The sequence below is a fragment of the Pseudomonas sp. TMW22080 genome, from assembly GCF_022496745.1.
GTDB classification, from domain to species: domain Bacteria; phylum Pseudomonadota; class Gammaproteobacteria; order Pseudomonadales; family Pseudomonadaceae; genus Aquipseudomonas; species Aquipseudomonas bubulae.
The window spans coordinates 82165-94650 of the sequence record NZ_SCFF01000002.1 but is presented as its reverse complement, the minus strand read 5'-3'; the positions used below and the strand labels follow the sequence as shown (position 1 = coordinate 94650).

Genomic DNA, 12486 nt, shown 5'->3' with positions numbered 1-12486 from the left:
GGATGAAGATTGACAGAAGATAAACGCCAAAAGGCAGCACTGCAAAGTGCTACCTTCTGATGATAACGAAAGGGCTGCACCACGCGATCTTATTCGCTGGAGAGCAGGTCCATCGTGTGTTTATCCATCATTTCCAGCGCACGACCACCGCCACGCGCAACACAGGTCAACGGGTCTTCGGCAACAATCACCGGCAGACCGGTTTCCTGAGCCAGCAACTTGTCGAGGTCACGCAGCAAGGCGCCACCACCGGTCAGTACCAGGCCACGCTCGGCGATGTCCGAAGCCAGCTCTGGCGGAGACTGTTCCAGCGCGCTTTTCACGGCCTGAACGATGGTTGCCAGCGACTCTTGCAGAGCCTCGAGCACTTCATTGGAGTTCAGGGTGAAGGCACGTGGTACGCCCTCTGCCAGGTTACGGCCGCGTACGTCGACTTCACGTACTTCACCACCCGGGTAGGCAGTGCCGATTTCCTGCTTGATGCGCTCGGCAGTCGATTCACCGATCAGGCTGCCGTAGTTACGGCGCACATAGGTGATGATTGCTTCGTCGAAACGGTCGCCACCTACCCGTACGGATTCGGCGTAAACCACACCGTTCAGGGAGATCAGCGCGATTTCAGTGGTACCGCCACCGATATCGACAACCATCGAGCCACGAGCTTCTTCAACCGGCAGGCCTGCACCGATGGCCGCAGCCATTGGTTCTTCGATCAGGAACACTTCACGGGCACCGGCACCGAGTGCCGATTCACGAATGGCGCGACGCTCTACCTGAGTCGATTTGCAAGGCACGCAAATCAAGACTCGCGGGCTAGGCTGCAGGAAACTGTTTTCATGCACCTTGTTGATGAAGTACTGCAGCATTTTTTCGCAAACGCTGAAATCGGCGATAACGCCGTCCTTCATCGGACGAATGGCAGCAATGTTGCCCGGTGTACGGCCAAGCATGCGCTTGGCCTCGGTGCCGACAGCAACGACACTTTTCTGGTTACCGTGTGTCCGAATAGCCACAACTGATGGCTCATTCAGGACAATACCGCGCTCGCGCACGTAAATAAGGGTGTTGGCAGTGCCCAGGTCGATGGAAAGATCGCTGGAAAACATGCCACGCAGTTTCTTGAACATGGGAAAGGGACCCTAGGCAACGCGTGGGTAAAAAAGTGCGGCAAACTCTAACAACGACAGGGATTTTGGGCAAGGCGCCAATATGTTAAATTGGGCGCTTTTCTGAGCACCAACACCCACAATCGCGGCCATATGACCGTAGAAATGCGGTAGTGTTCCGACAATCTAACACACGGATAGCATCCGTCCTGTTTTCCACTGGAGAATCCCATGGCGCTAGACCGCTCCGACGTGGAAAAAATCGCACATTTGGCCCGTCTTGGCCTCAATGATGCCGATATTCCACGCACCACCGAAGCCCTTAACAGCATTTTGGGGCTGATTGATCAGATGCAGGCCGTCGACACGACCGGTATCGAGCCTCTGGCCCACCCACTGGAAGCCAGCCAGCGCCTGCGTGCAGACGTCGTGACTGAGAGCAATCATCGCGAGGCGTATCAGTCCATCGCACCAGCGGTCGAAAACGGCCTCTATCTGGTTCCGAAAGTCATCGAGTAAAGGGAAAGCGCCTGCATGCATCAATTGACTCTGGCCGAGATCGCCCGCGGACTCGCCGATAAAAAGTTTTCTTCCGAAGAGCTGACCAAGACCCTGCTGGCGCGTATCGCCCAGCTCGATCCTCAGCTCAACAGTTTTATCACCCTCACCGAAGACCTTGCCCTGGAGCAGGCCAAGGCCGCTGACGCACGTCGCGCCAACGGTGAAAGCGGTGCCCTGCTGGGCGCCCCGATCGCTCACAAGGACCTGTTCTGCACCCTGGGCGTACGCACCAGCTGCGCCTCGAAGATGCTCGACAACTTCAAGGCACCGTACGACGCCACAGTGGTAGCCAAGCTGGCCGCTGCCGGCGCCGTAAGCCTGGGCAAGACCAACATGGACGAGTTCGCCATGGGTTCGGCCAACGAATCGAGCTACTACGGCGCGGTCAAAAACCCGTGGAACCTTGACCACGTACCCGGCGGTTCGTCGGGTGGTTCGGCCGCCGCCGTTGCCGCCCGCCTGTTGCCTGCCGCGACGGGGACCGACACTGGAGGATCTATCCGACAGCCGGCAGCCCTGACCAACCTCACAGGCCTGAAACCGACGTACGGTCGCGTTTCGCGCTGGGGCATGATCGCCTACGCCTCCAGCCTCGACCAGGCCGGCCCGCTGGCTCGCACGGCCGAAGACTGCGCCATCCTGCTGCAAGGCATGGCCGGTTTCGACCCGCAAGACTCCACCAGCATTGACGAACCCGTACCGGACTTCAGCGCCAACCTCAATGGTTCGCTGAAAGGCCTGCGTATCGGCGTGCCTAAAGAGTTCTTCAGCGAAGGCCTCGACACGCGTATCGCCGAGCTGATCCACAACAGCATCAAGGAACTGGAAAAACTCGGCGCCGTGATCAAGCCGATCAGCCTGCCGAACATGCAGCACGCGATTCCTGCGTACTACGTCATCGCACCTGCCGAGGCCTCGTCCAACCTGTCGCGTTTTGACGGTGTGCGCTTCGGCCATCGCTGCGAAAACCCCAAGGACCTCACTGACCTGTACAAGCGCTCGCGCGCCGAGGGCTTTGGCCCGGAAGTACAGCGCCGGATCCTGGTGGGGGCCTACGCCCTGTCGGCGGGCTACTACGACGCTTACTACCTGCAGGCGCAAAAAATCCGTCGCCTGATCAAAAACGACTTCATGGCGGCATTCAACGAAGTCGACATCATCCTCGGCCCGACCACGCCTAACCCGGCCTGGAAAATCGGCGCTAAAAACAGCGACCCGGTTTCCGCCTACCTGGAAGACGTCTACACCATCACCGCCAACCTCGCGGGCCTGCCGGGCCTGTCGATGCCAGCCGGTTTTGTCGATGGCTTGCCAGTGGGCGTGCAGTTGCTTGCACCTTATTTCCAGGAAGGTCGCCTGCTCAACGTCGCCCACCAGTATCAGTTGAACACTGACTGGCACACGCGCTCACCTGCCGGCTTCTGAGGAGAAACATATGCAATGGGAAGTTGTGATCGGGCTGGAAATTCACTCCCAGCTCGCCACCCAATCGAAGATTTTCTCCGGTAGTGCCACCACCTTTGGTGCAGAACCGAACACCCAGGCCAGCCTGGTAGACCTGGGCATGCCCGGCGTATTGCCGGTACTGAACCAGGAGGCCGTGCGCATGGCCGTCATGTTCGGCGTGGCAGTAGATGCCGAGATCGGTCAGCACAACGTGTTTGCCCGCAAGAACTATTTCTACCCCGACCTGCCCAAGGGCTACCAGATCAGCCAGATGGAGTTGCCGATCGTCGGCAAGGGTCACCTGGACATCACTCTGGAAGACGGCACCGTCAAGCGGGTCGGCATTACCCGCGCGCACCTTGAAGAAGACGCCGGCAAAAGCCTGCACGAAGACTTCAGCGGCTCCACCGGCATCGACCTGAACCGCGCGGGCACACCGCTGCTGGAAATCGTTTCCGAACCGGACATGCGCAGCGCCAAAGAGGCCGTGGCCTACGTCAAAGCCATGCACGCCCTGGTACGTTACCTGGGTATCTGCGACGGCAACATGGCCGAAGGCTCGCTGCGTTGCGACTGCAACGTATCGGTGCGCCCGGTGGGTCAGGCCGAGTTCGGCACCCGCTGCGAGATCAAGAACGTCAACTCGTTCCGCTTTATCGAGAAGGCGATCAACAGCGAAATCCAGCGCCAGATCGAGCTGATCGAAGACGGCGGCAAGGTTATCCAGCAAACCCGCCTGTATGACCCGAACAAGGACGAAACCCGCGCCATGCGCAGCAAGGAGGAAGCCAACGACTACCGTTACTTCCCCGATCCCGACCTGCTGCCGGTGGTGATCGAAGATGCGTTTATCGAACAGGTTCGCGCCACCCTGCCAGAACTGCCACCGCAAAAGCGCGAGCGCTTCCAGTCGCAGTTCGGTCTGTCGGCCTACGACGCCAGCGTTTTGGCTTCGAGCCGCGAACAAGCTGACTACTTCGAAAAAGTCGTGAGCATCAGCAGCGACGCCAAGCTGGCGGCCAACTGGGTCATGGTTGAGCTGGGCAGCCTGCTTAACAAGCAAGGCCTGGACATCGACCAGTCACCGGTAAGCGCCGAACAGCTGGGCGGCATGCTGCAGCGCATCAAGGACAACACCATCTCCGGCAAGATTGCCAAAGTGGTGCTTGAAGCAATGGCCAATGGCGAGGGCAGCGCTGACGAGGTCATCGAAAAGCGCGGTCTCAAGCAAGTCACCGACAGCGGCGCCATTGAAAAGGTGCTGGACGAAATGCTGGCGGCCAACGCAGAGCAGGTCGAGCAATACCGTGCGGCAGATGAAGCCAAGCGCGGCAAGATGTTCGGTTTCTTTGTCGGCCAGGCGATGAAAGCGTCCAAAGGCAAAGCAAACCCGCAACAGGTCAACGAGCTGCTGAAAAGCAAACTCGAAGGCTAAGCCACTCAACTGTGGGAGCGGGCTTGCCCGCTCCCACAGATTTTTGTGGTTATTTCCCGCAACAGAAGGATTCCCCCATGAAGCAGCTACTCGGCGCCTGCGCCCTGCTCAGCTTGCTCGCCGGCTGTGCCAGCCATGACATAGACCCCCGCGGCTATGACAAAACCGGCATTGCCTCCTATTACGGCGCTCGCCACCACGGCAAGCGAACCGCCAGCGGTGAACCTTTCGACCAAAATGCCCTTACCGCTGCCCATCCCGCCCTGCCTTTCGGGACGCGGGTACTGGTCACCAACTTGAGCAACGACAAATCCGTCGTAGTACGCATCAATGACCGCGGCCCGCATACGCGCAGCCGCTTGATCGATCTTTCACGCCAGGCCGCCAGGCAGTTGGATATGCTGCGCAGTGGCACGGCTAAAGTCCGGGTCCAGGGCTTGAGCAACTAAGCGAGGGGGTCACTATTTTCGGCTTGAGCGCATTATCTGCGTGGAGCGTGCTGCAACTGTTCGGCGGCCTGGTGCTGTTGATTGCAGGTGCGCAGCTGTTGGTGCGCTGCGCAGAGCACATTGCGAGCAAATTGAAGGTACGGCCACTTCTGGTCGGCTTGACCGTGGTAGCAATGGGCAGCAGCGCACCCCAGATGACGGTCAGCCTGCAGGCCGCGCTCAATGACACCGCGGACATTGCCGTGGGCAGTGTCATTGGCAGCAATATTTTTAACATCCTCGTCACCCTCGGGCTTTCGGCGCTGATTATTCCACTGCGGGTGTCGCGACAGCTGGTGCGCCTGGACATCCCGTTGATGATTCTCGCCAGCATCATGGTGTTTGCACTGGCCCTGAACCATCAACTCGACCGCCTGGACGGCGCACTGTTGCTGGTCGGCTTGCTGGTGTACCTGTTCTTGCTGCTGCACCAATCCCGCCACAGCGGTCACCACCACCCCGGCCGCGACACCCCTCACGCTTCATGGCTACGCACACTCACGCAGATGGGCTGCGCCTTGCTCCTCCTCGGCTTTGCCGGCCACCTGCTGCTGGGCGCTGCCGTCGAGGTGGCGTCAGAGCTGGGCCTGTCCGAACGCATCATCGGCCTGACCATCATCGCCGTGAGTACCTCACTGCCCGAGCTGGCCACTTCCCTGATTGCTGCATTTCGCGGCCAGCGTGAAATTGCGGTGGGCAACGTCATTGGCAGCAACGTGTTTAACCTGCTGGGCGTATTGGGGCTCACCGCCCTGCTGGCGCCCGCGCCACTGTCGGTGTCGCCCAATGCACTGGCCTTCGACCTGCCGGTAATGCTGGGCGTCGCAGCGCTGTGCCTGCCGGTGTTCTATAGCGGCTATCGGGTGACACGGGCGGAAGGCTTGCTGTTTCTCGGCTTGTATCTGGCGTATGGCCTGCACGTAGTGTCATTCACCACCGGCATGCCGCTGGCAGGCAAGCTCGAGCATCTGATGCTGTTTTACATTCTGCCGGCTTTGTTGCTGTTTCTGCTGTTCAGCACTTTGCGTGCATGGCGCCGACAACATTGAGGCGTGGAAACTACCACTTAATGCAGGAACAAAACTTACAACAAAGACAGGTACATCCTGCTGAAGTATTTAGATAACTCCCGTAAACATGGAAGATGCCGCGCGATACATGCGCCTCTGGTATTTACGGGCCTGCCATGAACTCACTTCGCTCCCTCGTTTTACTCGCCCTCACCCTGCTGACAAGCGGTTGCAGTTACGCATCGGATGCCGCGATGACCTGCTTCATCAACAACGGTCAAGATTTCAGTAAAGTATTGGGCTGCTACAAACAGGCTCAAGCTGATCAGGCGCTGACGCACAAGTTCATCGGCTCAACATTGTTTCCCGGGGTGGAAAGACGTCGCTTCGAGCTTCAGTCCCAGCGCTGGACAGGGCATGACTTCGCTCGCCCGACCGACTGGGTTCACACTGTCGATATCTATATTCCGCAAGCTGCATTGAATAGCCAGGCACTATTGATCGCCAATAACGGGATCAATATCCCTGCAACCGACAAACCCCTGCAACCTTCAACAGACTTTACCGAAGAAATGGCACTCGGCATTGCCCGGCAAACGCAAACCATTGTGGTCTCTGTCAGCAATATCCCGAATCAGTACCTGACCTATGCCGATGATGACCTGGCGCGTCGCGAAGATGACAGCGTGGCCCATAGCTGGTCTCTGTTTCTAAAAAGCCCTGAGACCCGGCCATTTCTTTCGCTGCACATTCCCATGATGCTCACACTGGTCAAAGCCATGGACCTTGCCCAACAGGAGCTCAAGCCATGGCAAATAGATCGTTTTATTGCCAGCGGCGCGTCCAAACGGGGGTGGGCGGTATGGATGACGGCGCTGACAGACTCGCGGGTGAGCGCAATAGCCCCCTTTGTTATCGATATTCTCAACACCAAAGCGGTTCTGAAACACACCTATGGTGCTTATGGTAAAAGCTGGCCGATTGCTTTCAATGCCTATCACCACGAAGGCATTACGCAACAGTTAGAAACGGCTGATTTCGACAAACTGATGCAGATAGAAGACCCTCTGCTCTATGTCAAATCATCAACCGACAGGATGACAATCCCCAAGTACATCGTGAATGCCAGCAGCGATGACTTTTTTCTCCCGGACAACGCACGGTTTTATTTTGACGCGTTGCCTGGAACAAAAATGCTCCGTGTCGCACCCAACGCAAACCATTACGGGATAAAGGCATTTATCGAGAGTTCGTTGATTGCTTTTACCAACCGACTGCAACAGAAACGTCCATTACCGACCCTAACAACCATCGAAAAAACCGAATCGGCAAGTTCAAAAATGCAACTTGGGTTTTCTGAACGCCCCACCAAACTGGTTCAATGGCGCGCGTTCAATCTCAATGATCGTGATTTCCGACTGGCCTGCGGTATCAGGTACGAAGCCACCCCGATTGTCATGACCGAAAACAACACGCTTACCGTTGAGTTGAACTCACCCGAAGAGGGCTGGAGCGCCAACTACATAGAGGCCACGATGGCCGACGGCCTGGTCATCAGTACGCCTGTACTGGTTTTGCCGCACACCTATCCGACCTGGACACCCAAACAAATCGGGCCTGCATGCAGAAACCTGAACGATCCAGCCTGAGATTAAATCCAGCCGCCCCACTGCAACACAAAAATCCCGATATTGGTGGTGATAGCCGCCATCAAGGTGGTGATCACGATAATCGCTGCTGCCAGCTCGTGATTACCATTGGCTGCCCGCGCCATGACATAACTGGCAGCCGCCGTAGGGCTGGCGAAGTACAGGAACAAAATCCCCAGTTCCGGCCCGCGAAAACCGCAGATCCAGGCGCCGAGGGTTGCCAGCAGCGGCATGCTGACCATTTTCACCAGGCTGGCGCTCAGCGCCATGTCGCCACTTTTGCGCAGGCTCGCCAATGACAGCGTGCCACCGATGCAAATCAGCGCCAGCGGCAAGGTCATCGCCGCCAGATACTCACCCGATGCCTGCAACCAGCCAGGCAAGCTGATCTTGAACAGCGCAAAGGGCACTGCAGCCAGAACACTGATGATCAGCGGGTTCTTGACCACACTTTTGCAGATACTCCACGGATCGGACTTGATGACCGGGCTGTAAACCGCCAATACGATGGTCGACAGGGTGTTGTAGAGCAGGATCACCAGGCCGGCGAGCACTGCCCCCAGTGAAATCCCGTAGTCGCCGTACATGCTGGCCGCCAGAGCCAGGCCGATAACCCCGTTATTACCGCGAAAAGCGCCCTGGGTGTAGATGCCGCGATCTTCCCGCGGGCAGCGCCAGATTGACCAGCCCCACGCCAGGGCAAAGCTGAGCAGGGTCGCCGCGACAAAATACGCCAGCACCTTGGGCTGCAAGGCAGCCCTGAGGTCAGCGTGCAAAATACCCAAAAACAACAACGCCGGCATGGTGACGTTAAACACCAATGCCGACGCCGTATGGATAAAGTTGTCATTGATCCAGCCCACACGCTTGAGCACCACGCCTAAAAACAGCATGGCAAACACGGGAGCCGTAATGGAGAGCGTCTGAAGGAATATAGCCAGCATGTCGGCGCTCTCGTGAAGACAGGACAGGTTGAAGCCTTCCAGAGGTCAGCTTCAACGACCTTTATTACATACCTTTGACGGCATAAATGCCGGCAGCATTACGCCAGTAGCCTTTGTAGTCCATACCATAGCCAAACACGTAACGGTCAATGCAAGGCAAGCCCGTGTAGTCGGCCTTCAGGTCAGGACGCGCCTTGCGGTCATGTTCCTTGTCGATCAATACCGCGGTATGCACCTGACGGGCACCGGCGTGTTTGCAGAAATCAACGATCGCGCTCAGGGTGTGACCTTCATCGAGGATGTCATCGATGATCAGTACATGACGGTCTATAAACGAGACTTCAGGCTTGGCTTTCCAGAACAGGTCACCACCCGTGGTTTCATTGCGATAGCGTGTCGCATGCAAATACGACGCTTCAAGCGGAAATTGCAGATGGGTAAGCAGCTTGCCGGAAAAAATCAGGCCGCCGTTCATCACACAAAATACCACTGGATTGGTCTCGGCCATTTCAGCCGTGATTTGCGCGCCAACGCGGGCAATGGCTGCCTCGACTTCAGCTTCGGTGTACAGGCAGTCAGCCTCTCGCATGATTTGACGGATATGCTCGAGATCAGCAGACATGACGCTCTCCAGGGGGTGTTGTGCAAGAAAAGCGGGCAAAGGTACGCATCCGCTTGGCTCAGATCAAGCATTTATGGACTAACGTGCAGTAATGTCTGTAGGACATCACCCCGGATTAGATTAATCTAGGCCGGTTTTTTTGCCTGCCCCCGGAGTTTTTCCCTATGCCTATCCGTGAGATACGCCATCCGCTAATCCGTCACAAACTCGGCCTGATGCGTCGTGCTGACATTAGCACGAAGAATTTCCGCGAGCTCGCTCAGGAAGTCGGCGCGTTGCTGACCTATGAAGCCACCAGTGACCTGACCCTCGAAACCTACGATATCGACGGCTGGTGTGGCACTGTTCAAGTTGAAAAAATCGCCGGTAAGAAAATTACCGTCGTCCCGATCCTGCGTGCAGGTATCGGCATGCTTGAAGGCGTCCTTAGCCTGATCCCGGGCGCCAAGGTCAGTGCTGTCGGCATTGCCCGCAATGAAGAAACCCTCCAGGCCCACACTTACCTGGAAAAACTGGTACCGGAAATCAACGAGCGTCTGGCGATGATTATCGACCCGATGCTGGCCACCGGTTCCTCGATGGTTGCCACCATTGATCTGCTGAAAAAAGCAGGCTGCAAGGAAATCCGCGCCATGGTGCTGGTTGCTGCGCCTGAAGGGATTGCAGCTGTTGAAGCCGCTCACCCGGACGTAACCATCTACACCGCCTCCATTGATGAGCGTTTGAACGAGCACGGCTACATCATTCCGGGCTTGGGTGATGCCGGCGACAAGATCTTCGGCACCAAGCAAAAGGACATTTAACATGCAGGACGAGTTCAACGACCCGCTCTGGCGCCAGATCATATCTGGCGCGCAGATGCTCTTCGTGGCCTTTGGCGCGTTGGTGTTGATGCCTTTGATTACAGGCCTGGACCCTAACGTTGCGCTGTTCACGGCGGGTCTCGGGACTCTGCTGTTCCAGATCGTGACCCGGCGCCAGGTGCCGGTCTTTCTGGCTTCGAGTTTCGCTTTCATTACTCCGATCATTCTCGCCAAGGGTCAGTTCGGCCTGGCCGCGACCATGGGCGGCGTGATGGCAGCCGGTTTCGTGTACACCTTTCTCGGTTTCGCGGTAAAGCTCAAGGGCACCGGTTTTATTGACCGCCTGCTGCCACCTGTGGTGATTGGCCCGGTGATTATCTCGATCGGCCTCGCGATGGCACCCATTGCTGCACACATGGCCATGGGTCGCGCTGAAGATGGCACCGAGCTGATTCACTATCAGACGGCAATGCTGATCTCGATGCCAGCACTGCTGACCACCTTGATCGTGGCCGTATTCGGCAAAGGGATTTTCCGTCTGGTGCCGATCATTGCCGGCGTGCTGGTAGGTTTTGGCATGGCGTTCTACTTCGGTGTTGTCGACACCGCCAAGATCGCCGCCGCCCCCTGGTTTGCGCTACCGCACTTCACCGCGCCCGAGTTCAACTGGCAGGCGATTCTGTTTATCGTCCCCGTGGCACTTGCCCCGGCCATTGAACATATCGGCGGTGTCATTGCCGTAGGCAGCGTAACCGGTCGCGACTACCTGAAAAAACCGGGCCTGCACCGCACACTGTTCGGTGACGGCATTGCCACCACTGCAGCCGGCTTGCTGGGTGGCCCACCCAACACCACGTACGCCGAAGTGACAGGCGCGGTGATGCTGACCAAGAACTACAACCCGAAAATCATGACCTGGGCGGCGATCTTCGCCATCAGCCTGGCATTTATCGGCAAGTTCGGCGCACTGCTGCAAAGCATTCCAGTGCCGGTGATGGGCGGGATTCTGTGCCTGCTGTTCGGTTCGATTGCGGCGGTGGGCATGAACACCCTGATCCGCCATCAAGTCGACCTGAGCGAAGCACGCAACCTGGTAATCGTCTCGGTGACCCTGGTATTCGGGATTGGCGGCGTACTGATCGGTACGGGGATGGGGCCTGAGGACTTCGGTCTCAAAGGCATCGCGCTGTGCGCCGTTGTGGCGATTGCGCTGAACCTGATCCTGCCGGGCAATGACAGCTGGAAGCACAAGAAAAAAGGTGACGGCCCCGTCATCTGACCTGTAATCCTTGTGGGAGCGGGCTTGCTCGCGATGGCATCACCTCTATCCAACAGATAGACCGCGTTGACTGCATCGCGAGCAAGCCCGCTCCCACAGGGGTTTTCTACAGGGCCAGCGGCGCCCTCTCACACAACGTGTTCAACGCCTGCGCCCACTGCGGGTGGTCATTGAGACACGGCACCAGCACCAACTCCTCGCCCCCCGCCTCGATAAACTGCTCTCGTCCGCGATCGCCAATCTCTTCCAGGGTTTCAATGCAATCGGCCACAAACGCCGGGCACATCACCAGAATCTTCTTTACCCCTTGCTTGGCCAACGCATCCAGACGCGCCTCAGTGTAGGGTTCAATCCACTTGGCCCGGCCCAGACGGGACTGGAACGCCACCGACCACTTCCCTTCAGGCAAGCCCATGCGCTCGGCAAAGGCCTGTGCGGTGCGCAGACACTGCGCCCGATAACAGGTGGCAAGTACCGCAGGCGATGCATTCTTGCAGCAGTCATCATTTTTGAAGCAGTGGTTGCCGGTCGGATCCAGCTTGTGTAAATGCCGCTCGGGCAAGCCGTGAAAGCTCAGCAGCAAGTGATCGTAATCCTGCTCCAGATGCGGTTGGGCACTTGCCACGAGAGCATCGAGGTATTCGGGCTGATCATAGAACGGTTGCAGGATGGAGAACTGGACAGGCAGCTTTTTGGCCTTTACCACCCGCTTGGCCTCTTCAATCACCGTGGTCACGGTGCTGTCGGCGAACTGCGGGTAAAGCGGCGCCAGAGTGACCTTTTTGATGCCCTGCGCAGCAATACGGGTCAACACGGTTTCAATCGATGGCTCGCCGTAACGCATTGCCAGCTCGACCGGGCCCTGGCTCCACTCTTTGGTCATGGCCTGTTGCAAACGGCGGCTCAGTTCCACCAGCGGCGAACCTTCCTTCCACCAGATCGAGGCATAGGCATGGGCCGATTGCTCGGGCCGCTTGATCAGAATCAGCGACACCAGCAAGCGTCGCACCGGCCACGGCAGATCGATGACGTACGGGTCCATTAAAAACTGATTCAAGTAGCTGCGTACATCCGCTACCGAAGTAGACGCCGGCGAACCCAGGTTAACCAGCAACAGCGCGTGATCGGTCATGCAACTTCCTA

12 protein-coding genes are annotated in these 12486 nt (G+C 57.7%); 8 read left to right on the top strand and 4 right to left on the bottom strand.

Features of this window, described 5'->3' with window-relative positions; translation table 11 throughout:
- Nucleotides 1-89 precede the first annotated feature (89 nt).
- Nucleotides 90-1127 (bottom strand): rod shape-determining protein MreB, encoded by a 1038-nt coding sequence (gene mreB / locus EQV96_RS06770; protein ID WP_002555108.1) that lies wholly within the window; start codon nt 1125-1127, stop codon nt 90-92.
- Nucleotides 1128-1337: 210 nt separating this feature from the next.
- Here mreB and gatC point away from each other — a divergent pair, with 210 nt between their 5' ends.
- The 6 genes from gatC to EQV96_RS06740 all read left to right on the top strand — a co-directional run bounded on the left by gatC (nt 1338) and on the right by EQV96_RS06740 (nt 7695).
- A complete protein-coding gene (gene gatC, locus EQV96_RS06765; RefSeq protein ID WP_016781778.1) occupies nt 1338-1625 on the top strand; it encodes an Asp-tRNA(Asn)/Glu-tRNA(Gln) amidotransferase subunit GatC in 288 nt (95 codons plus the stop codon).
- Between the two features lie 15 nt (nt 1626-1640).
- A complete protein-coding gene (gatA, locus tag EQV96_RS06760) occupies nt 1641-3092 on the top strand; it encodes an Asp-tRNA(Asn)/Glu-tRNA(Gln) amidotransferase subunit GatA (RefSeq protein WP_095001123.1) in 1452 nt (483 codons plus the stop codon).
- A 10-nt stretch (nt 3093-3102) separates the two neighbouring features.
- Nucleotides 3103-4548, top strand: a complete 1446-nt coding sequence (gene gatB, locus EQV96_RS06755; RefSeq protein WP_240881662.1) for an Asp-tRNA(Asn)/Glu-tRNA(Gln) amidotransferase subunit GatB — start codon at nt 3103-3105, stop codon at nt 4546-4548.
- Nucleotides 4549-4625: 77 nt separating this feature from the next.
- A complete protein-coding gene (locus tag EQV96_RS06750) occupies nt 4626-4997 on the top strand; it encodes a septal ring lytic transglycosylase RlpA family protein (RefSeq protein ID WP_095001121.1) in 372 nt (123 codons plus the stop codon).
- Nucleotides 4998-5044: 47 nt separating this feature from the next.
- Nucleotides 5045-6085 carry a calcium/sodium antiporter gene (locus EQV96_RS06745; RefSeq protein WP_169916777.1) on the top strand — a complete coding sequence of 347 codons (1041 nt, stop codon included), beginning with the start codon at nt 5045-5047 and terminating at the stop codon, nt 6083-6085.
- Between the two features lie 137 nt (nt 6086-6222).
- Nucleotides 6223-7695 carry a PhoPQ-activated protein PqaA family protein gene (locus EQV96_RS06740; protein ID WP_240881657.1) on the top strand — a complete coding sequence of 491 codons (1473 nt, stop codon included), beginning with the start codon at nt 6223-6225 and terminating at the stop codon, nt 7693-7695.
- Nucleotides 7696-7697: 2 nt separating this feature from the next.
- Here EQV96_RS06740 and EQV96_RS06735 read toward each other — a convergent pair whose 3' ends face one another.
- Entirely contained in the window at nt 7698-8639 is a 942-nt protein-coding gene (locus EQV96_RS06735; RefSeq protein WP_095023081.1) for an AEC family transporter, read from the bottom strand.
- A 64-nt stretch (nt 8640-8703) separates the two neighbouring features.
- Complete coding sequence (locus tag EQV96_RS06730; RefSeq protein WP_095018249.1) at nt 8704-9261, bottom strand: hypoxanthine-guanine phosphoribosyltransferase; 558 nt, start codon at nt 9259-9261, stop codon at nt 8704-8706.
- Nucleotides 9262-9425: 164 nt separating this feature from the next.
- Here EQV96_RS06730 and upp point away from each other — a divergent pair, with 164 nt between their 5' ends.
- Nucleotides 9426-10064, top strand: coding sequence for a uracil phosphoribosyltransferase (gene upp / locus EQV96_RS06725; protein ID WP_095001117.1), 639 nt, complete (start codon nt 9426-9428; stop codon nt 10062-10064).
- 1 nt (nt 10065) lies between these two features.
- Nucleotides 10066-11343 carry a uracil-xanthine permease family protein gene (locus EQV96_RS06720; protein ID WP_240881655.1) on the top strand — a complete coding sequence of 426 codons (1278 nt, stop codon included), beginning with the start codon at nt 10066-10068 and terminating at the stop codon, nt 11341-11343.
- 106 nt (nt 11344-11449) lie between these two features.
- Here EQV96_RS06720 and hemH read toward each other — a convergent pair whose 3' ends face one another.
- On the bottom strand, nt 11450-12475 hold the full coding sequence (hemH, locus tag EQV96_RS06715; RefSeq protein ID WP_095001115.1) for a ferrochelatase: 1026 nt from the start codon (nt 12473-12475) through the stop codon (nt 11450-11452).
- Nucleotides 12476-12486 lie beyond the last annotated feature (11 nt).

What these genes read in the sequence shown, in the direction of transcription:
- mreB (WP_002555108.1), bottom strand. Translation starts at nt 1,127, where the DNA reads ATGTTCAAGAAACTGCGTGGCATGTTTTCCAGCGATCTTTCCATCGAC.
- gatC (WP_016781778.1), top strand. Translation starts at nt 1,338, where the DNA reads ATGGCGCTAGACCGCTCCGACGTGGAAAAAATCGCACATTTGGCCCGT.
- gatA (WP_095001123.1), top strand. Translation starts at nt 1,641, where the DNA reads ATGCATCAATTGACTCTGGCCGAGATCGCCCGCGGACTCGCCGATAAA.
- gatB (WP_240881662.1), top strand. Translation starts at nt 3,103, where the DNA reads ATGCAATGGGAAGTTGTGATCGGGCTGGAAATTCACTCCCAGCTCGCC.
- EQV96_RS06750 (WP_095001121.1), top strand. Translation starts at nt 4,626, where the DNA reads ATGAAGCAGCTACTCGGCGCCTGCGCCCTGCTCAGCTTGCTCGCCGGC.
- EQV96_RS06740 (WP_240881657.1), top strand. Translation starts at nt 6,223, where the DNA reads ATGAACTCACTTCGCTCCCTCGTTTTACTCGCCCTCACCCTGCTGACA.
- EQV96_RS06735 (WP_095023081.1), bottom strand. Translation starts at nt 8,639, where the DNA reads ATGCTGGCTATATTCCTTCAGACGCTCTCCATTACGGCTCCCGTGTTT.
- EQV96_RS06730 (WP_095018249.1), bottom strand. Translation starts at nt 9,261, where the DNA reads ATGTCTGCTGATCTCGAGCATATCCGTCAAATCATGCGAGAGGCTGAC.
- upp (WP_095001117.1), top strand. Translation starts at nt 9,426, where the DNA reads ATGCCTATCCGTGAGATACGCCATCCGCTAATCCGTCACAAACTCGGC.
- EQV96_RS06720 (WP_240881655.1), top strand. Translation starts at nt 10,066, where the DNA reads ATGCAGGACGAGTTCAACGACCCGCTCTGGCGCCAGATCATATCTGGC.
- hemH (WP_095001115.1), bottom strand. Translation starts at nt 12,475, where the DNA reads ATGACCGATCACGCGCTGTTGCTGGTTAACCTGGGTTCGCCGGCGTCT.